21 protein-coding genes and 1 pseudogene are annotated in these 25370 nt (G+C 70.5%); 7 read left to right on the top strand and 15 right to left on the bottom strand.

What is annotated here, in order from left to right:
* Positions 1-3: 3 nt before the first annotated feature.
* The 13 genes and pseudogenes from ACVW00_RS05505 to ACVW00_RS05445 all read right to left on the bottom strand — a co-directional run bounded on the left by ACVW00_RS05505 (position 4) and on the right by ACVW00_RS05445 (position 15938).
* Positions 4-1266 (bottom strand): ABC transporter permease, encoded by a 1263-nt coding sequence (locus ACVW00_RS05505; RefSeq protein WP_457109898.1) that lies wholly within the window; start codon positions 1264-1266, stop codon positions 4-6.
* Positions 1263-2342 (bottom strand): ABC transporter permease, encoded by a 1080-nt coding sequence (locus ACVW00_RS05500; RefSeq protein ID WP_457109897.1) that lies wholly within the window; start codon positions 2340-2342, stop codon positions 1263-1265. The genes ACVW00_RS05505 and ACVW00_RS05500 overlap by 4 nt, the downstream gene beginning before the upstream one ends.
* On the bottom strand, positions 2339-3976 hold the full coding sequence (locus ACVW00_RS05495) for an ABC transporter ATP-binding protein (RefSeq protein ID WP_457109896.1): 1638 nt from the start codon (positions 3974-3976) through the stop codon (positions 2339-2341). The genes ACVW00_RS05500 and ACVW00_RS05495 overlap by 4 nt, the downstream gene beginning before the upstream one ends.
* A gap of 13 nt (positions 3977-3989) precedes the next feature.
* On the bottom strand, positions 3990-5030 hold the full coding sequence (locus ACVW00_RS05490) for a BMP family lipoprotein (RefSeq protein WP_457109895.1): 1041 nt from the start codon (positions 5028-5030) through the stop codon (positions 3990-3992).
* 147 nt (positions 5031-5177) lie between these two features.
* Positions 5178-6380, bottom strand: a complete 1203-nt coding sequence (locus ACVW00_RS05485) for an amidohydrolase (RefSeq protein WP_457113076.1) — start codon at positions 6378-6380, stop codon at positions 5178-5180.
* Between the two features lie 11 nt (positions 6381-6391).
* A complete protein-coding gene (meaB, locus tag ACVW00_RS05480) occupies positions 6392-7384 on the bottom strand; it encodes a methylmalonyl Co-A mutase-associated GTPase MeaB (protein WP_457109894.1) in 993 nt (330 codons plus the stop codon).
* A 17-nt stretch (positions 7385-7401) separates the two neighbouring features.
* Positions 7402-9495: pseudogene (gene scpA / locus ACVW00_RS05475) on the bottom strand (methylmalonyl-CoA mutase); the annotation flags it as partial.
* Positions 9496-9560: 65 nt separating this feature from the next.
* The gene (locus tag ACVW00_RS05470) at positions 9561-11411 is read right to left on the bottom strand and encodes a methylmalonyl-CoA mutase family protein (RefSeq protein ID WP_457109893.1); all 1851 of its coding nucleotides are present in this window, start codon (positions 11409-11411) and stop codon (positions 9561-9563) included.
* A gap of 61 nt (positions 11412-11472) precedes the next feature.
* The gene (locus ACVW00_RS05465; protein ID WP_457109892.1) at positions 11473-12240 is read right to left on the bottom strand and encodes a hypothetical protein; all 768 of its coding nucleotides are present in this window, start codon (positions 12238-12240) and stop codon (positions 11473-11475) included.
* Between the two features lie 63 nt (positions 12241-12303).
* Positions 12304-12483, bottom strand: coding sequence for a hypothetical protein (locus ACVW00_RS05460; RefSeq protein WP_457109891.1), 180 nt, complete (start codon positions 12481-12483; stop codon positions 12304-12306).
* A gap of 9 nt (positions 12484-12492) precedes the next feature.
* Positions 12493-13269 (bottom strand): succinate dehydrogenase/fumarate reductase iron-sulfur subunit, encoded by a 777-nt coding sequence (locus ACVW00_RS05455; protein WP_457109890.1) that lies wholly within the window; start codon positions 13267-13269, stop codon positions 12493-12495.
* Positions 13270-13278: 9 nt separating this feature from the next.
* Positions 13279-15162, bottom strand: a complete 1884-nt coding sequence (locus ACVW00_RS05450; protein ID WP_457109889.1) for a fumarate reductase/succinate dehydrogenase flavoprotein subunit — start codon at positions 15160-15162, stop codon at positions 13279-13281.
* Positions 15162-15938, bottom strand: a complete 777-nt coding sequence (locus ACVW00_RS05445) for a hypothetical protein (protein ID WP_457109888.1) — start codon at positions 15936-15938, stop codon at positions 15162-15164. The genes ACVW00_RS05450 and ACVW00_RS05445 overlap by 1 nt, the downstream gene beginning before the upstream one ends.
* Positions 15939-16130: 192 nt before the next feature.
* Between ACVW00_RS05445 and ACVW00_RS05440 the strand changes: the two genes are divergently transcribed.
* The 4 genes from ACVW00_RS05440 (at position 16131) to ACVW00_RS05425 (ending at position 20801) form a co-directional block, all read left to right on the top strand.
* Positions 16131-16856 carry a succinate dehydrogenase cytochrome b subunit gene (locus ACVW00_RS05440; protein WP_457109887.1) on the top strand — a complete coding sequence of 242 codons (726 nt, stop codon included), beginning with the start codon at positions 16131-16133 and terminating at the stop codon, positions 16854-16856.
* Between the two features lie 37 nt (positions 16857-16893).
* Positions 16894-18945, top strand: a complete 2052-nt coding sequence (locus ACVW00_RS05435; protein WP_457109886.1) for a fumarate reductase/succinate dehydrogenase flavoprotein subunit — start codon at positions 16894-16896, stop codon at positions 18943-18945.
* On the top strand, positions 18945-19688 hold the full coding sequence (locus ACVW00_RS05430; protein ID WP_457109885.1) for a succinate dehydrogenase/fumarate reductase iron-sulfur subunit: 744 nt from the start codon (positions 18945-18947) through the stop codon (positions 19686-19688). Before ACVW00_RS05435 ends, ACVW00_RS05430 begins: the two co-directional genes overlap by 1 nt.
* A 123-nt stretch (positions 19689-19811) precedes the next feature.
* On the top strand, positions 19812-20801 hold the full coding sequence (locus tag ACVW00_RS05425; protein WP_457109884.1) for a CAP domain-containing protein: 990 nt from the start codon (positions 19812-19814) through the stop codon (positions 20799-20801).
* A gap of 52 nt (positions 20802-20853) precedes the next feature.
* On the opposite strand, the gene ACVW00_RS05420 is transcribed toward ACVW00_RS05425, so the two are convergent.
* Together ACVW00_RS05420 and trpS are read right to left on the bottom strand one after the other, a co-directional pair.
* Positions 20854-21366 carry a 2'-5' RNA ligase family protein gene (locus ACVW00_RS05420; protein ID WP_457109883.1) on the bottom strand — a complete coding sequence of 171 codons (513 nt, stop codon included), beginning with the start codon at positions 21364-21366 and terminating at the stop codon, positions 20854-20856.
* A 2-nt stretch (positions 21367-21368) separates the two neighbouring features.
* Complete coding sequence (trpS, locus tag ACVW00_RS05415) at positions 21369-22391, bottom strand: tryptophan--tRNA ligase (RefSeq protein ID WP_457109882.1); 1023 nt, start codon at positions 22389-22391, stop codon at positions 21369-21371.
* A gap of 125 nt (positions 22392-22516) precedes the next feature.
* On the opposite strand from trpS, the gene ACVW00_RS05410 reads away from it, so the two are divergent.
* From ACVW00_RS05410 to ACVW00_RS05400, 3 genes are read left to right on the top strand one after another with little or no spacing between them, the layout of a single operon-like run.
* Positions 22517-23020, top strand: coding sequence for an RNA polymerase sigma factor (locus ACVW00_RS05410; protein ID WP_457109881.1), 504 nt, complete (start codon positions 22517-22519; stop codon positions 23018-23020).
* Positions 23013-24197 (top strand): hypothetical protein, encoded by a 1185-nt coding sequence (locus tag ACVW00_RS05405; RefSeq protein ID WP_457109880.1) that lies wholly within the window; start codon positions 23013-23015, stop codon positions 24195-24197. The genes ACVW00_RS05410 and ACVW00_RS05405 overlap by 8 nt, the downstream gene beginning before the upstream one ends.
* A gap of 42 nt (positions 24198-24239) precedes the next feature.
* Positions 24240-25370 carry a GNAT family N-acetyltransferase gene (locus ACVW00_RS05400; protein WP_457109879.1) on the top strand — a complete coding sequence of 377 codons (1131 nt, stop codon included), beginning with the start codon at positions 24240-24242 and terminating at the stop codon, positions 25368-25370.

Raw genomic sequence — 25370 nt, 5'->3', positions numbered from 1 at the left:
CCGTCATCCAGCCGAGCCCTTGCGATAGCGCAGGCCGTCGGCCTTGGGCATTCGCAGCCGCTGGGCGGCGAACGCCAGCACCACCAACGTGGTGAGGTACGGCGTCATGCCGGTGAAGTCGCCGGGGATCTCGTCGGTGGCCAGGTAGATCACCAGCAGCAGGAGTCCGACGCCCGCTCCGACCGCTGCCTGGACCCGACGGCCCCGGATGAACCAGTAGACCGCGAGCACGAGCAGCAGCACGGCGATGCCGAGCAGCAGCGCGTGCACCGACGTGGTGCCGCTGCGCAGCCGCAGGGCGTCGGTGTAGCCGAACAGACCGGCGCCGGACAGCAGCCCGCCGGGACGCCAGTTGCCGAAGATCATCGACGCCAGGCCGATGTAGCCGCGCCCACCGGTCTGGCCCTCGCGGTAGTGGCCGGCGTCCTCGACCAGGAAGGCACCGCCGAGCCCGGCGAGCCCGCCGGAGATGATCACGGCGACGTACTTGTAGAGGTAGACGTTGACGCCGAGCGACTCCGCCGCAGCGGGGCTCTCGCCGCAGGACCGCACCCGCAGGCCGAACGACGTCCGCCACAGCACCCACCAGCTGAGCAGGAACAGAGCCAGCCCCAAGAGGGTCAGCAGCGACAGCCGGGTGGTGAACCCGGCCAGGATCGAGGCCACGTCGGAGACGAAGAACCAGTGCTTGTCCTCGAGGTTCTTCGCGGCGTCGGCCAGGCCGGGGATGTCGAAGGTCGGCAGTGCGTCCACGCCCGGTGACTGCGTGGGCCCTCCGCCGGGCTTGCCGGTGAACAGCAGGCCGGCGAGGTAGCGCGCGGCACCGGCGGCGATCACGTTGATCGCGACGCCGGACACGATGTGGTCGACCCCGAACGTGACCGTGGCGACCGCGTGCAGCAGGCCGGCGAGCGCACCGAAGATGACCGCGAAGACGACGCCTGCCCACAGGCCCCACTGGTAGCCGGCGAACCCGGCGCCGAGGGTGCCCATGATCAGCATGCCCTCGAGCCCGATGTTGACCACGCCCGAGCGCTCCGACCACAGTCCGCCGAGCCCGGCCAGGGCGATCGGCATCGCCGCCCGGATCGAGGCGCGGATGGTGCCCGAGGAGTCGATGTCGTCGGCGCCGGTCACGACCCGGAGCACGGAGATCGCCAGGATCGCCACGGCCAGGCCGAGCAGCACCCAGGGCCAGGTGATCCGGAACGACTTCTCGGGCCGCTTCGCGGGGGCCGGCGCGGGTGCAGCGGTCGTGGTCGTCATGCCGGCACCGCCTCGAGCTGCCGGGCGACCTGTCGTTGCTCGGCCGCGTTGTTGTAGCGGCGGACGATCTCGTAGGCGACCACGACCGAGAGCACGATCACGCCCTGGATGATGCTGACGATGTCGTTGGAGACGTTGGCGGTGATCTGCAGCGCGTTGGCCTGCTCGTTGAGGTAGGCGAAGAGAGCCGCGCCGAAGGCGATCCCGACGGCGCTGTTGCGGCCGAGGAGCGCGACCGCGATGCCGGCGAAGCCCAGGCCGGACTGGAAGGTCACGCCGTAGTTGTGGTACGCGCCGAACAGCAGCGGCATCCCGATCAGGCCGGCGACCGCGCCGCTGATCAGCATCGTGTAGACCACCATCCGCTTGACGTTGACGCCGCTCGCGATCGCCGCGCTCTCGGACATGCCGGTGGCGCGGAGGTTGAAGCCGAACGTGGTCCGGCTGAGCAGCACCCAGAAGACGATGCCGGCGACGACCGCGAGCAGCGAGAGCGTGAAGACGCGGTTCACGGCACCCGGGACGAAGTCGAGCCCGGCGAGCTGGCTGCTGAGCGGGATGTCCTTGGTGTGGATGTTGTTGCTCCCCTTCACCGCGACCTTGTTGAGGAAGTAGGACACCAGGTACGTCGCGATCGCGTTGAGCATGATCGTCGAGATCACCTCGCTGACCCCGCGGGTGACCTTGAGCAGCCCGGCGATGCCGGCCCACATCGCACCCGCGAGCATCGCGGCCACGATCGCGAGGACGATGTTGAGGGCGCCGGGGAGCCAGGCCTCGCCGGCGATGTACGCCGCGGCGAACGCGGCGACGCGGTACTGCCCGTCCACGCCGATGTTGAACATGTTCATCCGGAACCCGATCGCTGCTGCCAGGCCGGACAGGTAGAGGATCGCGCCGTTGTTGATGATGTTGACGACGTTGCGCGCCTTCGGCCGCGAGAACAGCACCCGCCAGACGTCGAGGACCGGGTCGCCGGCGGCCAGCAGGATCAGCGTCGTGACCAGCATCGCGAAGAGAAGCGCCAGGACGGGCGCGGCGAGCGTGGTGGCGGCACGTCGGAGGTCGAGCTTCATGACGACACCGCCGCCCCGGTCATCGCCGACCCGAGCTCCTGCGGGGTCACCGTCTGGGGGTCCATCCGGGCGACCAGCTGGCCGCGGAGCATCACCTCGATGGTGTCGGACAGGCCGATCAGCTCGTCGAGGTCGGCCGAGATCAGCAGCACGGCGAGGCCGCGCCGCCGGGCCTCCTTGATGTGGTCCCAGATGGCGGCCTGGGCGCCGACGTCGATCCCTCGTGTGGGGTGGGCGGCGATCAGCACGATCGGCTGGCTGCTCATCTCGCGCCCGACGATCAGCTTCTGCTGGTTGCCGCCGGACAGCGCCCGCGCAGTCGTGTCGATCGACGGGGTGCGCACGTCGTACGCCGCGACGATCCGCTCGGTGTCGGCACGGGCAGCCTTGCGGTCGATGAGCGGTCCGGCGACGTTGGGCTCGCGGGTCTGGTGGCCGAGCACGCGGTTCTCCCAGATCGGCGCGTCCAGCAGCAGGCCGTGGCGCTGGCGGTCCTCGGGGATGTAGCCGATGCCGGCCTCACGACGCCGGGCAGTGGTCCAGTGGGTGATGTCCTCGTCGCCCAGGGTGATCGAGCCGGTGGCCCTCCGCATCCCCATGATCGCCTCGACCAGCTCTGCCTGGCCGTTGCCCTCCACGCCGGCGATGCCGAGCACCTCACCGCGGTGGATGGTCAGCGAGATCCCGCTGAGCAGGTCGCGCCCGCCGTGGGTGTCCGGCAGGCTCATGTCGCGCACCGACAGGAGCACCTCGTCGGTGACCGTCGAGGTCTCGGTGCTGGGCGAGGGAAGCTCGGAGCCGACCATCAGCTCGGCGAGCTGGCGGGCCGTCGTCTGCTTCGGGTCGACGGTCGCGATGGTGGTGCCTCGCCGCATCACGGTGACGTCGTCGGCCACGGTGAGCACCTCGTCGAGCTTGTGCGAGATGAACAGCACCGTCAGGCCCTCGGCCTTGAGCCCACGCAGGTTCTCGAAGAGCTCGTCGACCTCGTGCGGCACCAGCACCGCGGTCGGCTCGTCGAGGATGATCGTCTTCGCGCCGCGGTAGAGCACCTTGAGGATCTCCACGCGCTGGCGGTCGCCGACACCGAGGTCGTCGATCAGCCGGTCGGGATCGACGTCGAAGCCGTAGGCGCGGGCCAGCTCGTGGATCCGGTCGCGCGCCCGGTCGCCGCTGCCGTGCAGCTTCTCGGCACCGAGGACGACGTTCTCGAGGACGGTGAGGTTGTCGGCCAGCATGAAGTGCTGGAAGACCATGCCGATGCCGGCGGCGATCGCGTCCGAGGGCGAGTGGAAGGTCACCTCGGCCCCGTCGACCTCGATGGTCCCGGAGTCGGGTCGCTGGACGCCGTACAGGATCTTCATGAGGGTCGACTTGCCGGCGCCGTTCTCGCCGACGAGGGCGTGGACGGTGCCGCGCCGCACGGTCAGGTTGACGTCGTCGTTGGCGATCACGCCCGGGAAGCGCTTGCCGATGCCCGTGAGCCGGACGGCCGCATCGGTCGCGCCGACAGCCGTCCCGCCGGCTGTGCCGACCGCCTCGTTGTCGTCGATGGTCGAACCCTCCCTCAGCTGAGCACGACGGGAACTCGTGAGCCCGGGACGAACGCTACCGCGCGTCCGGCCCGGGCTCACAGAGGCAGAGCAGTTACTCCTTCGGCACCGTGATCTTGCCGTCGATGATCTGCTGCTTGTAGTCGTCCAGCTTCGACTTGATGTCGTCGACCTGACCACCGGTCGTGGAGTAGTCCACACCGCCGGCCTTGAGGTCGAAGATCTGCGTGCCGGTCAACGGCGAGCCGTCCTTGGCGCTCTTGATGAAGTTGTAGACCGCGACGTCGACCTTCTTGAGCATCGAGGTCATGATGACGTCGGCGACCTTGGGGTCGGCCGTCTTCGCCTGGTCGGAGTCCACGCCGATGGCCTTCGCGCCGGCCGCCTTCACGGCCTCGAACACGCCGCCGCCGGAACCGCCGGCCGCCGCGTAGATCACGTCAGCCTTGGCGTCGAGCATGCCCTCGGCCGCGGTCTTGCCCTTGGCCGGGTCGTTGAACCCGGTGAAGTCCGGAGGGGAGGTCAGGTACTGCGACTTGATCACGATGTTCGGGTTGGCCGCCTTGGCGCCGGCCGTGTAGCCCGCCTCGAACTTGTGGATCAGCGGCACGTCGACACCGCCCACGAAGCCGATGGTGCCGGTCTTCGACTTCAGCGCCGCAGCCGCGCCGACGAGGAAGGAGCCCTGCTCCTCGGCGAAGACGAGGTTGGCGACGTTGGGGCCGGTGGTGTCGGTGCTGTCGATCAGACCGAAGTTCACGTCGGGGTACTGCGGTGCGACGGCCTTGACGGCGTCGGCGTAGGCGAAGCCCACCGCGATGACCGGGTTGTAGCCGCCCTCGGCCAGCTGGACCAGCCGGTCCTCCTTGGCTGCCTCTGCCTCGTCGGGCGAGGCCTCGGACTCACTGGCCTTGACGCCGAAGTCCGTCTTGGCCTTGTCCAGGCCGGCTGCAGCAGCGTCGTTGAACGACTGGTCGCCACGCCCACCGATGTCGTAGGCCATGCCCACCTTGATGGTGGCCTTGCCGCTGCTCGTCTTGCCGTCACTGCTCTTGTCGTCGTTGTTGCTGCCGCAGCCGCTGATCATCAGCGAGACGACCGCAAGGGCGACACCGATCTTGCTCAACCTGCGCAAGATGTCCTCCTTGGTTGTGTTCGCACCGTAAGGACACGGCGCCGATCCACCGGCACCCTAGTCGGGCCCCGCTCCCGCGAGTAGTGGAATCGGGCCAATCGCCGGTTCGTTAGCAGGTCGTGACCAAGCGGGCTAGCGTGCGGCGGGTCAGCGGGCGTGGAGGGCCGCGATCGCAGCCGCGGCGAGCACCTTGGCCGCGATCGGCACCGCGCCCTCGTCGACGCGCAGATCACCCTGGTGCAGGTCGTACGTCGGCCCGCCGGGCGTGCGGGTGCCCAGGCGAGCCATCGCGCCGGGCACGTGCTCGAGGAACCATGCGAAGTCCTCGCCACCCAGGCTCTGGGTCGTCGAGACGTGACCCGCATCGCCCACGACCGCCTCGATCGCGTGCGCCAGCAGCATCGTGGACGCGTGGTCGTTGATCACCGGCGGCACGCCGCGGACGTAGATGACCTCCGGCGTCACGCCGTACGGCTCCACGATCTGGCTGACCGTCTCGCGCACGAGCTGCTCGGCGTCTCCCCAGGCGACCGCGTCGAGCATCCGGACCGTGCCGGCCGCGCGGCCGATCGCCGGGATCACGTTCATCGCCGATCCCGCCCGGACCAGGCCCCAGACCACACTGACGCCGGCACGCGGGTCGAGCCTGCGCGAGAGCACGGCAGGCAGCTCGGTGACGAGCTTGCCGAGGGCGAAGGTGAGGTCCTCGGTGAGGTGGGGCCGCGACGTGTGCCCGCCCTTGCCGGTGAGGCGGACGTCCAGGGAGTCCGCGGCGCCGGTGAGCGGACCCTCCCGCAGCCCGAGCTGCCCGACGTCGACGCCCGGGTCGCAGTGCAGCCCGAAGATCCTCTGGACGCCGTCGAGCGCGCCGGCCTTCACCGACATCAGCGCACCGCCCGGCATGATCTCCTCGGCCGGCTGGAAGACCAGCCGCACCCTGCCCGGCAGCTCCGCGGCGACCGACTCGAGGGCCAGGCCCGCGCCGACCAGGCCCGCCGTGTGCACGTCGTGGCCGCACGCGTGCGCGACCCCGTCGATGGTGCTGCGCCAGGGGTCCCCGGTCAGGTCGACCACAGGAAGTGCGTCCAGGTCGGCACGCAGCGCGATCACCGGCCCGGGGTTCGTGCCGATGTCGGCCATCAGGCCGGTGCTGCCCAGCTGGCGGGTGACCACGCCGGCCTCGGCGAGCCGCTTGGCGACCAGGCCGGTGGTGCGCTCCTCGTGCCACGAGAGCTCGGGATGGGCGTGCAGGTCCCTGCGGAGCTCGACCAGCTCGGCACTGAGCTCGTCGACGCGGGCGCTCGCACCCAGCGTCAGTTCACTCGGCGTGAGAGGGGAGTCGGCGGACACAAGGGTCAAGGTTACCGGTGGGCGTCCTTGTCGTAGGCGTTGAGGAGGCGGTCCGCCGCGACCGGCGCGGCCAGGTCGCCCGACAGCACCGCCCCACGGATCTCCTCGCGGATCGCTGCCACACCGGGTGACCGGCGCAGCCGCTCGGCCAGCTCGTCGCGCACGAGCGCCCAGGTGAACTCGAGCTGCTGCTCGGCACGCTTGCGGGCCAGGCCGTCGTCGCCGAGGAACTCACGGTGGGCGAGCACCCGCTGCCAGACCTTGTCGACGTCGCGGCCCTCGAGGCCCGAGCAGGTGAGCACGGGCGGCACCCAGCTCTTCCCGCCGGCGTACACCATCCGGAGGGCACCGGAGAGCTCGCGGGCGGCGGAGCGTGCCTCGACCTCCCGGTCGCCGTCGGCCTTGTTGACCGCGATCACGTCGGCGATCTCGAGGATGCCCTTCTTGATGCCCTGCAGCTGGTCACCGGTCCGGGCGAGGGTGAGGAACAGGAAGGTGTCGACCATCCCCGCGACGGTCACCTCCGACTGGCCGACCCCGACCGTCTCGACGAGCACCACGTCGTACCCCGACGCCTCGAGCACGAGCATCGCCTGCGAGGTCGCCCGGGCGACACCCCCCAGCGTGCCGGCCGCGGGCGAGGGGCGGATGTACGCCGCGGGGTCCGCGGAGAGCTTCGACATCCTGGTCTTGTCGCCGAGCACGGAGCCGCCGGTGCGCACGCTCGACGGGTCGACGGCCAGGACGCCGACCCGGTGGCCGGCCGCGGTCAGGTGGGTACCGAGCGACTCGATGAACGTCGACTTGCCCACTCCCGGCACGCCGGAGATGCCGACCCGGACCGCCTTGGTGGAGGTGTCGCTCAGCTCGGTCAGGAGCTCGCGGGCGAGGGCGCGGTGGTCGGAGCGCGAGCTCTCCACCAGCGTGATCGCCCGACTGACCGCCGCACGCTCCCCCGCCCGGACCCCGGCGACCAGGGTCTCGACAGGCTCGGGACTCGACACGCTCGACCTCCGGTCGCTCAGTGACCGAGCCGGGCCGACAGCTTGTCGAGGAGCTCGAGTGCCGACTCCGCGATCACCGTCCCGGGCAGGAACACCGCCTCGGCACCGATCTCCTTGAGCACCGGCACGTCGTCGGGCGGGATGACTCCGCCCACGACCACCATGATGTCTCCGCGCCCCAGGTCGGCGAGCGCCTGCTTGAGCGCCGGCACCAGGGTGAGGTGGCCCGCAGCCAGGGAGTTCACCCCGACGACGTGCACGTCGGCGTCGACCGCCTGCTGCGCGACCTCCTCCGGAGTGCTGAAGAGAGGTCCCACGTCGACGTCGAAGCCGAGGTCGGCGAACGCGCTGACGATGACCTTCTGGCCGCGGTCGTGGCCGTCCTGGCCCATCTTGGCGACCAGGATGCGCGGGCGGCGACCCTCGTCCTCGGCGAACTTCGCGGTCGCGTCGAGGACCTTCGCGACGACCTCGTTCGAGCCCGCCTCGCGCTTGTACACACCCGAGATCGTACGGATCACCGCCTGGTGCCGGCCGTAGACCTTCTCCAGCGCGTCGGAGATCTCGCCGACCGTCGCCTTCGCGCGCGCAGCGTCGACCGCCAGCGCGAGCAGGTTGCCGTCCAGCGAGCCGTTGACTGCGCCCTCGGCGGCGGAGGCGGTGAGCGCGGCCAGCGCACGATCGACCTCACCCTGGTCGCGCTCGGCCCGGAGCCGCTCCAGCTTGGCGATCTGCTGCTTGTAGACCTGGTCGTTGTCGACCCTGAGCACGTCGAGCGGGTCCTCGTCGGCCAGGCGGTAGGTGTTCACCCCGATCAGCTTCTGGGCACCTGCGTCGATCCGCGCCTGGGTGCGGGCGGCGGCCTCCTCGATGCGCATCTTGGGGATGCCCTGCTCGATCGCCTTCGTCATGCCGCCGGCGGCCTCGGCCTCCTGGATGTGCGCCCAGGCGCGGGTGGCCAGGTCGTGGGTCAGCCGCTCGACGTAGTACGACCCGGCCCACGGGTCGATCGTGCCGGTGGTGCCCGACTCCTGCTGGAGCAGCAGCTGGGTGTTGCGCGCGATCCGGGCCGAGAAGTCGGTCGGCAGCGCGATCGCCTCGTCGAGCGCGTTGGTGTGCAAAGACTGCGTGTGGCCCTGGGTGGCCGCCATCGCCTCGATGCAGGTCCGCTGGACGTTGTTGAACACGTCCTGTGCGGTCAGCGACCAGCCCGACGTCTGGCTGTGGGTGCGCAGCGACAGCGACTTCTCGTTCTTCGGGTCGAAGTCGCGCACGAGGCGCGCCCACAGGGCGCGGGCCGCGCGCATCTTCGCGACCTCCATGAAGAAGTTCATCCCGATCGCCCAGAAGAAGCTCAGGCGCGGCGCGAACGCGTCGATGTCGAGACCGGCGGCCAGGCCCGCGCGGATGTACTCCACGCCGTCGGCCAACGTGTACGCGAGCTCGAGGTCGTTGGTCGCCCCTGCCTCCTGGATGTGGTAGCCGGAGATCGAGATCGAGTTGAACCGCGGCATCTTCGCCGCCGTGTAGGCGAAGATGTCGGAGATGATCCGCATGCTCGGCGCCGGCGGGTAGATGTAGGTGTTGCGGACCATGAACTCCTTGAGGATGTCGTTCTGGATCGTCCCCGTGAGCTGCTCCGGCTTCACCCCCTGCTCCTCCGCCGCGACGATGTAGAGCGCCAGCACCGGCAGCACCGCGCCGTTCATCGTCATCGAGACCGACATCTCGTCGAGCGGGATGCCGTCGAAGAGCGTGCGTGCGTCGTAGATCGAGTCGATCGCCACACCCGCCATGCCGACGTCACCGCGCACCCGCGGGTGGTCGGAGTCGTAGCCGCGGTGCGTGGCCAGGTCGAACGCGACCGACAGGCCCTTCTGCCCGGCCGCCAGGTTGCGCCGGTAGAACGCGTTGGACTCCTCGGCGGTCGAGAACCCGGCGTACTGGCGGATCGTCCAGGGCTGGGTGGTGTACATCGTCGGGTACGGACCCCGCAGGAACGGGCTGAGCCCGGGCCAGGTGTCCAGGGCGTCGAGGCCGTCGAGGTGCTCGGGACCGTAGACCGGGAGCACCGGGATGCCCTCGGGGCTCTCCCACGGCTCTGCTCCGCCGGTGGTCGACCCCGTCGAGACCGAGGCCCCCTCGAGGGAGAGGCCCGCGAAGCTGTCCGGCACGCTCATCGAAGCTGCTCCCTCGTCCGGCGCAGGAAGTCCAGCGCGTCCACTCCGGCCGCGCAGGTGTCGTCGACCTCCGCCCCCCAGGACGGATCGAGCTTGCCGGCCAGGATCACCCAGCGCGCACCGGCCTCGCGCAGCGCGGCGACCAGCTCGGCCCCCCACGCGGCGTAGGAGGAGTCCGCGCCGGTGAGGCACACGACGGGCTGGCCGCCCTGCGGCCCGGTGTACGCCGCGAGCACGGCGGCCACGTCGTCCGCGCGTCCCGGGTTCACCACCGCGACGCCTCCGGCGGCGAAGAGGTTGCTCGCGAACGTCGCCCGTGCCGTGTGCGCCGCGACCGTGCCCATCGTGGCCAGGAACACCTTGCCCTCGGCCGGCTCGTCGCGCAGCTCCTCGAAGGCGCGGCCGTAGGGTCGCACCGGCACGGCTCCTTCGGCGTACGGACGTCGCTCGGGCACCGTCTCGGCGAGGTTGGGGAACTCCGAGAGACCCGTGATCGGGCGCTTCCGCCGGGCGATCTGGGCGTCCCGCTCGCGGACGACCGACTCGATGCGCTCCGCCAGCGAACCGTCGCGCACGGCGGCCTCGGCACCGCCGTGCCCCTCGAATTCAGCCCCGTCGATCCGCCCGAGCTCCTCCCAGGCCGCGACGGCCAGGTCGTCGGTGAGCTTCTCGATGGCGTAGGCACCACCCGCCGGGTCGGTGACCCGGGCGACGTGCGACTCGTGCACGAGCAGCGCGGAGGTGTTGCGGGCGATCCGGCGGCCGAACGCCTGCGGAAGCCCGAGCCGGAGGTCGAAGGGCAGCACCGTCACCGCGTCCGCCCCGCCGACGCCGGCGGCGAACGCGGCCACGCAGGTGCGCAGCATGTTCACCCAGGGGTCGTACCTGGTCATCATCGGACGCGAGGTGACGACGTGCTGACGCTGCCGGCACGCGGTCGGTGACGCTGTGTCGACCCCGCTGAGCTCGAGCATCCGCGCCCACAGGCGGCGGGCGGCGCGCAGCTTCGCGATGGTGGCGAACTGGTCGTCGGTGGCGGCGTAGCGGAACTCCAGGAGCGCGGCCGCCTCCTCGACGCTGTGACCTCCGGCGACGAGCACGCGGAGGTACGCCGCCCCGGCAGCGAGCGTCCACGCCAGCTCCTGGACGTCGGACGCTCCCAGGTCGTGCACGGCGGTCCCGTCGACCACGAGGGCGAGGCAGCCCAGGTCGCCCGCGATCCGCGCCACCGAGGTGACAGTGTCGTCCCAACCGGTCGAGCTTCGGGTCGTCGAGCCTGACGAGGTCCCCCGGACGAGCGCGCCCAGGGGGTCGGCGCCGAGGTTGGTGCCGTCGGCCAGTCCGGCGGTCGAGCGTGCCGACTCCCCCGCGAACCCGGCGAAAGCCCGGGCGGCGGCGACGGGGTCGGACGCGTCGAGCACAACCGGCGCCACGTCGAGGAGCACGCCGGCCAGCGCCGTACCGAGGTCCTCGACCGGTACGCCGCCCGCACCCACCTGGAGCCAGACCGAGGTGACGCCGTTCTCGAGGTCCGTCTGGACGTCGGCGGCCGTGGCCTTCGGGTCGGGGTCGGCGAACCACGCGCGCACGTCCCACTCGCCGACCCGGTCCGGACGCCCCGCGGTCTCGAGGTCGTCGACCAGGTCAGGCGTGCCGAGCGGCGTCACCGCGATGCCGTCGAGCGTCCGGCGACCGAGCTTCTCCCAGGCCAGCTCGTCCGGGTCGTCCGCGGTCAACCGCCCGGACCTGCGCAGCACGGCCGCGGCGATCTTCTCCCAGTCCGCGCGCGTGTGCACGGAGCCGGACGCGAGCGCGACTGGACCCCCTTGGTCCTCCGGTGAGGTCATGATCTGCAGGATAGGTGTCGCGCGCGGACCATGAGAACGGCCCGCACGTGTGGGAGATCTCTCAGCGACCGCGCTCCGCGTCAGTTGCTCCGGGGCCGACACCCTGGACGTACCGGTCGACCGCCTCGGCGACCAGATCGGCCGGCGGGCGGCCGGTCCTGCGGGACAGCTCGTCGATGGCGGCGGCGCGGGCACCGGCGAGGTCGACGCGCAGCAGGGAGCCAGGCGCGCGGTTCGGCGCGTCCGGTTCGCGGCGGCCACCGAACTTCGCGAGCGCGATCGTGACCAGGGTCCCGAGCACGTCCAGGATCGCGAGGACCCCGATCAGCCGCCACAGGTCGTCGGGACCCGACTCGCCCAGGATCAGCCCGCTGACCACCACCGCGAGCAGGACGGCCAGCCCGATCGTCGGCCAGAGCACGAGCCCGAGCGAGCTCCGGGCCCCGGCCAGTGCCAGGAGCAGGCAGACCTGGGCCAGCGTCACGGCGCCCACGACGCCGACACCGAAGGCCTTCAGGGTTCCCTCGGAGTCGCTGTCGAAGAGGTCCCAGTCGAGCCACACCAGCGACAGCGACGTGACGACCGGGAGCACGAGCACGACGGCACCCGCAACACCGACCGCAGCCCAGCGCGTGCCGGCGGTGGCGAGGTAGCAGAGCACGCAGATGCTCGCGCAGCCGACGATCAGCGTGGTGAGCAGGACCCGGGCCTCGCCCTCGCCGAAGGACCCGCCCGCGAGCAGCGCGACGATGCCCATCAGCGCGGCCAGCGAGAAGGAGCCGATGGTCAGGGTGGCCGCCGTACGGCGGAAGGCACTCGTCTCGTTCATGACCTCAGCCTGACGGAGAGCCGGTGCGGGGCGCCTGAGTCGGGGTACTCAGGTCGGGGGTCGCTAGAGCTCCTCGCGCCCGTCGTTGTCCTTGTTGCGGATCCCGATCCGGTTGCCCAGCCACACCAAGGGGTCGAACTTGCGATCCACGACGCGCTCCTTCATGGGGATGAATTGGCGCTGCGTCGGTGAGCTCGTGGTCCGAGCCCAGCGCTGTCCGGAGGTCTCGACAGGCTCAACCACCGGCGGTGGCTAGAGCTCCTCGCGCCCGTCGTTGTCCTTGTTGCGGATCCCGATCCGGTTGCCCAGCCACACCAAGGGGTCGAACTTGCGATCCACGACGCGCTCCTTCATGGGGATGATCGCGTTGTCGGTGATCTTGATGTTCTCCGGGCAGACCTCGGTGCAGCACTTGGTGATGTTGCACAGGCCGATGCCGGCGGTGTCCTGGGCGCTCGCCCGGCGGTCCTTGGTGTCGAGCGGGTGCATGTCCAGCTCGGCGTACCGCAGGAAGAACCGCGGGCCCGAGAACGCCTGCTTGTTCTCCTCGTGGTCGCGCACGACGTGGCAGGTGTTCTGGCAGAGGAAGCACTCGATGCACTTGCGGAACTCCTGCCCGCGCTCCACGTCGACCTGCATCATCCGGCGCTTGCCGTCGGCGTCGCGGGGGCCGAGCTCGACCGAGGGCAGCTCCTTGGCCTTCTCGTAGTTGAAGGAAACGTCGGTGACGAGGTCCCGGATCACCGGGAAGGTCCTCATCGGCGTGACCGTGATGGTCTCCTCGGGCTCGAAGTCCGAGAGCCGGGTCATGCACAGCAGCCGCGGCTTGCCGTTGATCTCCGCGCTGCACGAGCCGCACTTGCCGGCCTTGCAGTTCCACCGGACCGCCAGGTCGCCCGCCTGGGTCGCCTGGAGCCGGTGGATCGCGTCCAGGACGACCTCGCCCTCGGAGACCTCGACGGTGTAGTCGCCGAGCTCTCCCCCGGACTGGTCGCCGCGCCAGACGCGCATCTTCAGGTCGTAGGACATGCCGGGCTCCTATTCGAAGTACTTCTTCAGGTCGTCGGGCATCTGCGGCAGCGGCTGCTCGGCCAGCGTGACGCCCTCTCCGGTGTCGTCGAGGCGGACCACGAGGTTCTTGGCTCCCCACTCCGGGTCGGGACCGGGGAAGTCGTCGCGGGTGTGGCCGCCCCGGGACTCCTGGCGCTGGAGCGCGGCGCGGGCGATGCTCTCGGAGACCAGCAGCATGTTGCGCAGGTCCAGGGCCAGGTGCCAGCCGGGGTTGTACTGCCGGTGGCCCTCCACGACCATCGACCGGGCCCGCTGCTTGAGCGCGTCGAGCCGCTCCAGCGCCTGCTGGAGCTCGTCGGCGGTGCGGATGATCCCGACCAGGTCGTTCATCGACTGCTGCAGGTCGGACTGGATCGTGTACGGGTTCTCGCCGCCCTGCACCTCGAACGGGGCCAGCGCGCTCTGCTGCGCCTCCTTGACCTCGTCCTCGACCACCGCCGGCCGGACCTCCCCCAGGCCGTCCGCGTACGACGCCGCCGCCTCACCGGCCCGTCGCCCGAAGACCAGCAGGTCGGAGAGCGAGTTGCCGCCCAGCCGGTTGGAGCCGTGCATGCCGCCCGAGCACTCCCCGACGGCGTACAGGCCCGCCACCAGGCTCTGCTCGGTGTCGGCGTCCACCTCGATGCCGCCCATCACGTAGTGGCAGGTCGGCCCGATCTCCATCGGCTCGGCGGTGATGTCGACGTCGGCCAGCTCCTTGAACTGGTGGTACATCGACGGCAGCCGGCGCTTGATGAACTCGGGCGTCCGCCGCGACGCGATGTCGAGGAACACGCCACCGTGCGGTGAGCCACGCCCGGCCTTGATCTCGGAGTTGATCGCCCGGGCGACCTCGTCACGCGGCAGCAGCTCAGGGGGCCGGCGGTTGTTCTTCTTGTCGTCGTACCACCGGTCGGCCTCCTCGATCGTGTCCGCCGTCTCGGCCTTGAAGAAGTCCGGGATGTAGTCGAACATGAACCGCTTGCCCTCGGAGTTCTTCAGGATGCCGCCGTCGCCGCGCACCGACTCGGTGACCAGCAGCCCCTTCACCGACGGCGGCCAGACCATGCCGGTCGGGTGGAACTGGACGAACTCCATGTTGATCAGCGAGGCACCGGCGCGCAGCGCGAGGGCATGGCCGTCGCCGGTGTACTCCCAGGAGTTCGAGGTGACCTTGAAGGACTTGCCGATGCCGCCGGTCGCGAGGATGACCGAAGGCGCCTCGAAGACCACGAAGCGGCCGGTCTCGCGCCAGTAGCCGAAGGCACCGGCCACGGATCTCGACTGGGCTCGATCACCAGAAGACTCGGCTCGATCACCGGGGCCGAGCAGCAGCTCGGTGACGGTGCACTCCATGAACACGTCGATGCCCAGGGCCACGGCCCGCTGCTGGAGGGTGCGGATCATCTCCAGGCCGGTGCGGTCGCCGACGTGGGCGAGGCGGGCGTACTTGTGGCCGCCGAAGTCACGCTGGGAGATCAGGCCGTCGGCGGTGCGGTCGAAGAGTGCTCCCCAGTCCTCGAGCTCCATGACCCGCTCGGGTGCCTCCTGCGCGTGCAGCTGGGCCATCCGCCAGTTGTTGAGCATCTTCCCGCCACGCATGGTGTCGCGGAAGTGCACCTCCCAGTTGTCCTCCGGGTAGACGTTGCCCATCGACGCCGCGATGCCGCCCTCGGCCATCACGGTGTGCGCCTTGCCGAGCAGCGACTTGCAGACGATGGCGGTCCGCGCGCCGGCCTCGTGGGCCGCGATCGCGGCGCGAAGCCCGGCCCCGCCGGCCCCGATCACCACGACGTCGTACTGGTGCCGCTCGATGCCGCCGGCGGCCTCGGCGGACATCTCGTTGCCGGTCATGGGGTGGCGCTGCGTCATCAGAAGAACCTCGGGTCGGTGATGGTGCCGTGCGCCAGCAGGTAGACGTAGAGGTCCACGGCGGCGACGGAGAACAGCGAGAGCCAGGCCCACAGGGCGTGCCGGGCGTTCTCCTTCGAGACCCAGGTCCACAGGCGGTAGCGCACCGGGTGCTTGCTGAAGTGCCGGAGCCGCCCGCCGGTGATGTGCCTGCAGGAGTGGCACGACAGGGTGTACATCCAGATCAGCGCGGAGTTCACCACGAAGAGCACGGTGCCCAGGCCCATGTGGATGCCGGAGGACTCGCCCTTCGCCGGCCCGAACGCGAGGATCGTCTCCCAGGTCAGGAAGCTCGCGACCACGACGGCGCCGTACCAGAAGTAGCGGTGCAGGTTGTTCAGCAGCAACGGCAGCCGCGTCTCGCCGGAGTAGCCACCGTGGGGTTCGGCGACGGCGCACGCCGGCGGCGACAGCCAGAACGACCGGTAGTAGGCCTTGCGGTAGTAGTAGCAGGTCATCCGGAAGCCGAGCGGGAAGATCAGGATCACCAGCGCCGGGGAGAGCCGCCACCAGTCGGCGATGACCGGGAGGGTCGTCTTGTCGTTGCAGGCGTGGGTGACGCACGGGGAGAAGAACGGCGACATGTACGGGTCGGCGTAGAAGTACTTGCCGACGAACGCCCGGTACGTCGCGAAGACGACGAACGCGGCGAACACGACGAAGGTCGTCGCGGGCGCCAGCCACCACCGGTCGTTGCGGAGCGTCCTGGCCTCGATCTGCGCTCGCGTCGGTCCCATGACCCCGCCAGCCTGACGGCCGGTCGTGGACGCCATCGCCACCTCCGTAACTCATCCAGGGGAACCGGCGGGTTCCCTGACAACGGGTCCGACTATGGCGGGAATCACCCTGAGTGGGAAGGGGACGCGCGTGGGATTCCTCACGTCCTCGGGCCGATCTGGAGGGGTCGAGGTCGGGATACGGTGGCGATCGTGGCAATCCAGACTTCCCACCGCACTTCCGGCGCGACCCTGGTCACCGGCGCGCGCGCCGCGCGGACCACGATCTACCTCAAGATCCTGATGGCCACCAGCGGCCTGGTCTTCGTCGCCTTCGTCCTGGCACACATGTACGGCAACCTCAAGGCGTTCGCCGGCCACGACGCGTTCGACGAGTACGCCGAGCACCTGCGCACCATGGGCACGCCGATCCTCCCGTACGCCGGCGCCCTCTGGATCATCCGCGCGGTGCTGATCGCCGCGCTGGTGGTGCACGTCGCGTCGGCTGCCGCACTCTGGAAGCGCGCCCGCCGGGCCCGCACCGTGCGCTACCAGGTCAAGAAGCACACCGGCGCGATCTTCGCGAGCCGGCTGATGCGCTGGGGCGGCGTGACGATCCTGCTGTTCATCATCTGGCACCTGCTGAACTTCACCGTCGGCAAGGTCAACGTCGAGGGCGGACCGACGAACGACCCCTACAACCTGCTGGTCGACACGTTCGACACCTGGTGGCTCACGCTGATCTACCTGGTGGCGATGGCCATGCTCGGCGCCCACCTGCACCACGGCACCTGGAGCGCGATGCAGACGCTGGGCCTGACCAGCACCGCGCGTGCACGGGCCCGGGCCAAGCGGCTCGCCCTGACGGTCGCGCTCGTGGTCACGGTCGGCTTCTCGATCGTCCCGATCTTCGTCCTCGCCGGCGTCATCTCCAAGTAACGGCAGCCCCCATGAGAGGCCACGCAGCATGACCGACATGCCGGACACCACCCTCACGTCCGACCCCTCGTACCACGAGCCCGCACCCGGGGAGAGCGACGACGCCGTCGGCTACTACGTCCCCGGCGATCCCCTGGTGGACACGAAGGCACCCGGCGGCCCGATCGACGAGCGGTGGGGCACCCGCAAGTTCGAGGCGCGCCTGGTCAACCCGGCCAACCGCCGCAAGCTCTCCATCATCATCGTCGGCACCGGCCTGGCCGGCGCCTCGGCGGCCGCCACCCTCGGCGAGGCCGGCTACAACGTGAAGTCGTTCTGCTACCAGGACTCCCCCCGCCGGGCGCACTCGATCGCGGCACAGGGCGGCATCAACGCCGCCAAGAACTACAAGGAGGACGGCGACTCCGTCCACCGCCTCTTCTACGACACCGTCAAGGGCGGCGACTACCGCTCCCGGGAGGCGAACGTCTACCGGCTGGCCGAGGTCAGCACGAACATCATCGACCAGTGCGTCGCCCAGGGCGTCCCGTTCGCGCGGGAGTACGGCGGCCTGCTGGACAACCGCTCCTTCGGCGGCGTGCAGGTCTCGCGGACGTTCTACGCCCGCGGGCAGACCGGCCAGCAGCTGCTCATCGGCGCCTACCAGGCGCTCGAGAGGCAGGTCCACGCGGGCACCGTCACGACGTACACGCGGCACGAGATGCTCGAGCTGATCGTCGTCGACGACGGGGCCGGCCAGAAGCGGGCCCGCGGCATCATCGCCCGCGACATGGTCACCGGCGAGATCCAGACCCACCTCGCCGACGTGGTGGTGCTGGCCAGCGGTGGCTACGGCAACGTCTTCTACCTCTCCACCAACGCGATGGGCTCCAACGTCACGGCGAGCTGGCGGGCGCACCGCAAGGGCGCGTACATGGCGAATCCCTGCTACACCCAGATCCACCCGACCTGCATCCCGGTCTCCGGGGCACACCAGTCCAAGCTCACGTTGATGAGCGAGTCGCTGCGCAACGACGGCCGGATCTGGGTGCCGAAGAACAAGTCCGACTGCGCCAAGGACCCGCGGGAGATCCCCGAGGGGGCCCGCGACTACTACCTGGAGCGGATCTACCCCAGCTTCGGCAACCTGGTCCCCCGCGACATCGCCTCGCGCGCCGCGAAGTACCAGTGCGACGACGGCCGCGGCGTCGGGCCCGAGGTCGACGGCGTACGCCGGGGCGTCTACCTGGACTTCGCCGACGCGATCGCGCGGCTCGGGCGCGACGCCGTCGAGGAGAAGTACGGGAACCTCTTCGACATGTACTACCGGATCACCGGTGAGAACCCGTACGACGTGCCGATGCGGATCTACCCGGCGGTGCACTACGTCATGGGCGGGCTCTGGGTCGACTACGACCTGCAGTCGACGATCCCGGGGCTGTTCGTCACCGGCGAGGCGAACTTCTCCGACCACGGCGCCAATCGCCTCGGCGCCTCGGCGCTGATGCAGGGTCTCGCCGACGGCTACTTCGTCCTGCCGCACACGATCCGCGACTACCTGGCCGACGGTCCCTTCGAGCCGGTGCCCGACGACCACCCCGCGGTGGTCGAGGCGCGTGCCTCCGTGCAGGAGCGGATCGAGCACTACCTGACCGTGAACGGCACCCGCAGCGTGGACTCCTACCACCGCGAGCTGGGCAACATCATGTGGGAGTACTGCGGAATGGAGCGCACGGAGGACGGCCTGAAGAAGGCGATCGACCTCATCCGCACCCTGCGCGACGACTTCCACCGCAACGTCAAGGTGCTGGGCAGCGCCGACAGCCTCAACCAGAGCCTCGAGAAGGCGGGCCGCGTGGCCGACTTCCTCGAGCTCGGGGAGCTGATGTGCATCGACGCGCTCAACCGGCGCGAGTCCTGCGGCGGCCACTTCCGCGGGGAGTCGCAGACCGAGGACGGCGAGGCCCTGCGCCACGACGACCTCTACGCCTACGTCGCCGCCTGGGAGTACGCCGGCGACCCCGGCACGGACGCCATGGGCACCCCCGTCCTGCACAAGGAAGACCTCGTCTACACGGCCATCGAGATGAAGCAGCGGAGCTACAAATAATGAGAGTCACCCTGAAGATCTGGCGGCAGCCGAACGCCGACGCCGCCGGCGCGATGCACACCTACGAGGTCGACGACGTCTCCACCGACATGTCCTTCCTCGAGATGCTCGACGTGCTCAACGAGCAGCTCAACGCCCGCGACGAGGAGCCGATCGCCTTCGACTCCGACTGTCGCGAGGGCATCTGCGGCATGTGCGGCCTGATGATCAACGGCGAGCCGCACGGGCCCGAGGTGACCACCACCTGCCAGCTGCACATGCGGTCGTTCAAGGACGGTGACGAGATCACCATCGAGCCCTGGCGCGCCGACGCGTTCCCGGTCGTCAAGGACCTCTGCGTCGACCGCGGCGCCTTCGACCGGATCATCCAGCAGGGCGGCTACATCTCGGTGAACACCGGCTCGGCGCCCGAGGCCCACTCCATCCAGGTGCCCAAGGAGGCCGCCGACCGCGCCTTCGACGTGGCGACCTGCATCGGCTGCGGCGCGTGCGTGGCGGCCTGCCCCAACGGGTCCGCCTCCTTGTTCATGGGCGCGAAGATCACCCACCTCGGCGAGCTGCCGCAGGGACAGGCCGAGCGGGACAACCGGGTGGTCAGCATGGTCGCCCAGCACGACCACGAGGGCTTCGGCGGCTGCACGAACATCGGCGAGTGCACCGCGGCCTGCCCCAAGGAGATCCCGCTGGACGTGATCTCGCAGCTCAACCACGACCTGAGGAGGGCCCTGCAGCACGGCCACTGAGCACTGGTACGGTCTGGTGCCGCTCCGGACTAGACCAGACTGATCAAACCCGTATAAAGTTTTCATAACAGACCTTCCCGATTATCTGGTCAAATCGGACATTTGGGGCTTATCGTTCTTCTCGTGAGGGAGAACACGAAGCGGTTCGGCACCGGCCTAGGCCTGGTGACCGTCATTGCCACGCTGGTGGTGGGCCTTGTCCTGCAGGCCGCGCCAGCTGATGCCCGGACGTCGGACGCGAGCGTCACCGCCCGGTGGTCCGGGGCGATCGACACCCGCAGCGTCGCCGCCGTGAACGCGGCGTACTGGGACCAGTACGCGTCGGTGCAGGCGCTGCCGATCGGCTGGCTCGGTGGCAGCCTCCTGGGCTGCCTGGCCGGCCTGACCTCGGCGTCCACCAACGCCGCGACGCTGTCGGCGATGAACTACGTGCGGTCGCTCGCCGGTCTCGCACCGGTGACCGAGTCCCCGAGCCTGAGCGCCGGGGCCCAGCAGGCGGCGCTGATGATGTCGGCCAACGGCACCCTGAGCCACGAGCCGCCGTCGAGCTGGAAGTGCTACAGCTCCGCAGGCGCAGCGTCCGCCCACCGGTCCAACCTGGCGCTGTCCTACCCGGCGATCACGGCCGGCCAGATCATCGACCTCTACATGGACGACCCGGGCAGCACCAATGCCGCCGTCGGCCACCGCCGCTGGGTGCTCAACCCGTTCACCACGCAGGTGGGGATCGGCAGCACCAGCACGGCCAACGCGCTCACCGTGATCGGGCCCACGAGCGCCGGCCGGCCGAACCCCCGCTATGTCGGCTGGCCGACCGCGGGCTACTTCCCGAACGCGATCGAGCCCGACGGGCGCTGGTCACTGAGCGCCGGTCGCCGCAACATCAGCTTCGCCAAGGCCAAGATCCACGTCTACGGCCCCTCGGGCCGCCTGTCGGTGCACAAGTACGCGGTCGAGAACGGCTACGCGATGCCGACGGTGGTCTGGCAGATGCCGGCGGGGTTCGACAAGTCGGCGTCGTACCGCGTCGTCGTGAAGAACATCCACCGCAGGGGCTCCTCGAAGCACTTCAAGTCCGTCTACACGGTCCGGCTGTTCACGCCCACCCAATGAGCCAGGTGGGGGGCGGGCCTCCTCCCTCGTGCCCGCCCCCCACCTACACCCTTCAGCGACCGAGCTGGAAGGCCTTCGACGGACGCCACCCGTGGCGTTCGTCGTGCTTGTAGAGCCAGAACTCGTCGACCTCGAAGCCGGCCTCGTAGTCGGCCAGCTCCGCGAACGCCCGGTCGAGCCGGTCGTCGGTCAGGTCGTGGGCCACCGTCACGTGCGGGTGGTAGGGGAAGCTGGCCTCCATCGCGAGCGGGCCCTGACGGGTCGCCGCGGCGAGCATCTCGCAGCCGGCGATGCCCTCGACCACCCCGACGAACACGACGGGCGAGACCGGACGGAACGTGCCGGTCCCCCGCAGCCGCACCCGGAACGGCTCGAGGCAGGCCGCCGCGCCGGCCAGGTGGGCCTCGATGTCCCCGAGCGACTCGTCGGGCACCACGGCCGGCGGCACCAGCGTGATGTGGGTCGGGATGTGCTCTGCAGACTCGTCGCCCAGCGAGACGCGGAAGTCCTGCAGCGCGCAGCCGTACGGGTCGGGTACGGGGATGGAGACGCCGATCGTCGGCACGGCTAGGCCTGCGCCGGGAGGAAGCCGACCCGCTCGTACACGTCCGCGAGCGTCCGCGAGGCGACCTCGCGCGCCCGCTCGGCACCGCGGCTGAGCACGGCGTCCAGCTCGGCCCGGTCCTCGAGCAGCTCCCGGGTGCGCGACCTGAACGGGGTCACGAACTCGACGACGACCTCGGCCAGGTCGCCCTTGAAGTCGCCGTACCCCTTGCCGGCGTAGGCCTTCTCGAGGTCGTCGATGCTGCGGCCGGTCAGGGCGGAGTAGATGGTGAGCAGGTTCGACACTCCCGGCTTGGCCGCCTCGTCGAAGCGCACCTCGGTCTCGGAGTCGGTCACCGCGGACCGGATCTTCTTTGCCGAGACCCGGGGCTCGTCGAGGAGCTCGATGATCCCGCCCGGTGCCGAGCCGGTCTTCGACATCTTGCTGGTCGGCTCCTGGAGGTCGAAGATCTTCGCGGTCTCCTTGAGGATGTAGGGCTCCGGCAGCCGGAACGTCTTCTTGTAGCGGTGGTTGAACCGCTGCGCGAGGTCGCGGGTCAGCTCGAGGTGCTGGCGCTGGTCCTCCCCGACCGGGACGTACTGCGGCCGGTAGAGCAGGATGTCGGCGGCCATCAGCATCGGGTAGGCGAACAGCCCCACCGACGACGCGCCCTCGCCGCCCTTGGCGGACTTGTCCTTGAACTGGGTCATCCGGCGGGCCTCGCCGAAGCCGGTCAGGCACTCCATCACCCAGCCGAGCTGGGCGTGCTCGGGCAGGTGGGACTGGACGAAGATCGCGCTCCGCTCCGGGTCGACGCCCGCGGCCAGCAGCTGGGCCGCAGCGGCCAGCGTCCGCTCACGCAGCGCCTTCGGGTCGTGCTCGACGGTGATCGCGTGCTGGTCGGCGATGAAGAAGAACGGCTCGAAGTCGTCCTGGAGCGCCACCCACTGCCGCACCGCGCCGATGTAGTTGCCCAGGTGGTAGGAGTCCGAGGTCGGCTGGATCCCGGACAGGACGCGAGGGCGAGCGGTGGGAGCGTCGGGCATGCGGTCATTGTTCCAGCCGCCGGGTCGCCGGACCCATCGGGCCGATCGATGACACGCTGGTGCAACCAAACCCAGCCCTCGTGAGTCGTAGGTGTGAAGGCCAGGGATCCGGACGAGGGGGCTCCATGCACGGCGAGGACTTCGTCCGCGAGCTGTACGACGCGTCGTACGCGCGCTTGGTCGGCCAGCTCACCGCCTTCACCGGGAGCCGCGAGGAGGCCGAGGACGTCGTCCAGGAGGCCTTCGCGCGCGCGGTCAACCACGCGCGCACGCTGCTGGCTGCGGACAACCCGGAGGCCTGGCTGCGGACCGTGGCGGTGAACCTGGCCCGGAGCCGCTGGCGCCGCGTGCGCCGGCTCGCGGGACTCCTTCCCGACCTCGTCGCCGACCAGCTTCCCCTCGAGGACGACGCTGCGCGGCTCGACCTGGTCGCGGCCCTGCGCCGGCTCCCCGCCGCCCAGCGGGAGGCGATCGCGCTGCACCACCTTGCCGGCCTCCCGGTCCACGAGGTGGCCACGACCCTCGGGGTGCCCAGCGGGACGGTGAAGGCCCGCCTCGCCCGTGGCCGGGCCGCGCTCGCGGCGCGGCTGCGCATCGACGAGACCACGACGGAGGCGCACCATGCCTGAGCTCCCCTTCCCCGACCTCGCCACGCCGGTCGCGCGGGCGACCGAGCCGCCGCCGTTCGAGGAGGTCCTCGGGCGGGCGCGGCGGCGGCGTCGCCGGACCGTCCTCGGCACGGCCGCAGGCACGGCGGCTGTGGTGGCTGCCGTGGCCGGAGGCGCCCTCTTCGGCAACGGCGAAACCGGCTCGGCACCGCAACCGGCGAAGCCCTCGCCGAGCGCGGGCCGCACGGCGGCGCCGGCCGCGGCCGACGCCGCCCGGATCGTCGGGACGGGCGGCCTCCTCTCCTACGCCGGTGGGGCGGACGGGTCACTCCTGACGGTCTGGCGGGCCTGCTCCGCCGCTGGCGAGACCGACTGCGACTCCGCCTGGCAGCTCCAGGTCGGCGGCCACGTGACCCAGGGGCTGGTGAAGGAAGACAACCCGTCCGTGCAGGCCGGCACCGGCGGTTTCGTCATCGGGTCCTGGCACAGGCTCGGCATCGTGGTCGACGAGCAGGGGCAGGTGCGACAGATCCAGAGAGTCGGCTCCGGCACGGTGGCCCCGGGTGACGTGTTCGTGCAGGTCCGTCAGGCGCTCTTGGTGGACCCGCGGACCGCGACCGCATGGCAGCTCGCCACCACTCCCGACCTCGGCAACTGGGTGCAGGCGTCGGTGGCCGGTGACGGCTCGATCTGGGCGATGCGCGAACGCGGCCACGACCTGCCGATGGTCTGGAGCAAGACCCTGTCGCCGGCCTCGCCGTGGAAGCAGCACCTGATGACGTCGACCGACACGCACGACTCACTTCCCGGCTACCTCGCCACCAGCGGGGACCACGTCGCCGCGCTGTCCGGCTTCGACGGAGCGACCGTCCTGCCGGTCGCCGACCTCGCAGTCACGGCGGACGGCGGCGCCACCTGGACCGACCTGCACCAGTCCGACCTGCCTTTCAGGTACGTCGACTCGATGGCGGCCACCTCCGGCGGCACGCTCTACGTGGTCACGCCCGCCGGTGAGCACCTTTACCGCAGCACCGATGCCAGCTGGACCCGTTTCACCGAGGTGCCGAACCCGACCAGGGCCGACACGCTGGTGGCCGCGGGCGACCGCGTGCTCGCACGCGGCGGCACCTTCGAAGATCCCGTGCTGGTGGCGCTGGACTCCGCTGGGCACTCGACTCCCGTCCCGGTCGCCCGCTGAAAGGCGCTTGTGCCGGCTTCGCTGCCTTGGCAGGGTGCGCGCATGGCCCTCGCCCGTGTCCCGACGCTCACGGACGGCGTGGTCACCCTGCGGGCGCACCGCGACGCCGACGTCGACGCGATCGTCGAGCAGAGCCGTGACCCGCTCAGCTGGCGCTGGACGAAGGTCCCGGATCCCTACGACCGGGAGGACGCCCGGCGGTTCGTGCGCGACGTGATGCCCGGCGGGTGGGCGGCCGAACAGGAGTGGGGCTTCGCCGTCGAGGCCGTGGACGACGGCGCGGCCCGGTACGCCGGCACCGTGAGCCTGCGCAGCGAGGGCGAGGGCCGGGCCGAGATCGCCTACGGCTCCCACCCGTGGGCGCGGGGGAGTGGCGTGATGGAGCGGGCCCTGAGGCTGCTCCTGGACTGGGGCTTCTCGCCCGCCCGGGACGGCGGCCGCGAGCTGGACACGGTGATCTGGTGGGCCGAGTCGGGGAACTGGGCGTCGCGCCGCCTCGCCTGGAAGGTCGGCTTCTCGTGCGACGGCACCGTCCGGCGCTGGCTGCGCAACCGGGACGGCCGGGTCGACGCCTGGGTGGGCAGCCTCTGCGCCGGCGACGCACGCGAGTCGCGGACGCCCTGGCTCGACGTCCCGCGGATCGAGGGCGAACGGGTGCGGCTGCGGATGCACCGGGCCGACGACCTGGACCGGATGCACGAGGGCGCGACCGACCCGGTCACGGCGTACTGGCTGGGCCGGATCCCGGACCCGTACACCCTCGAGATGGCCGCGGACTTCCTGGTGCACCGGTCCGACGGGATGGCCGCCGGCACCGACCTGCACTGGATGCTCGCCGACCCCGCGAGCGACGTGCTCCTCGGCACGGTCTCGCTGATGCACCTGGCCGAGGGGATGGCCGAGATCGGCTACTGGTCGCACCCCGAGGCACGCGGCCGCGGGGCGATGACCGAGGCCGTCCGGATGGCCTGCAGGCACGCCTTCATCGACCCCGATGACGGCGGCCTTGGCCTGCACCGCGTCCACGCGACCGTCGCCGTCGACAACCTCGCCTCACGCCGCGTGCTCGAGCGGGCCGGGTTCGCCGAGACCGGCACCGAGCACCGCTCGGTGATCGTCCGCGACGGCATGCACGACGGAGCGGCCTACGAGCTGCTCACACCCGGTGGTTGA

The organism is Marmoricola sp. URHA0025 HA25 (assembly GCF_054059435.1).
The sequence above is the reverse complement of the archived record's forward strand: the minus strand, read 5'-3'. Positions and strand labels throughout refer to the sequence as shown.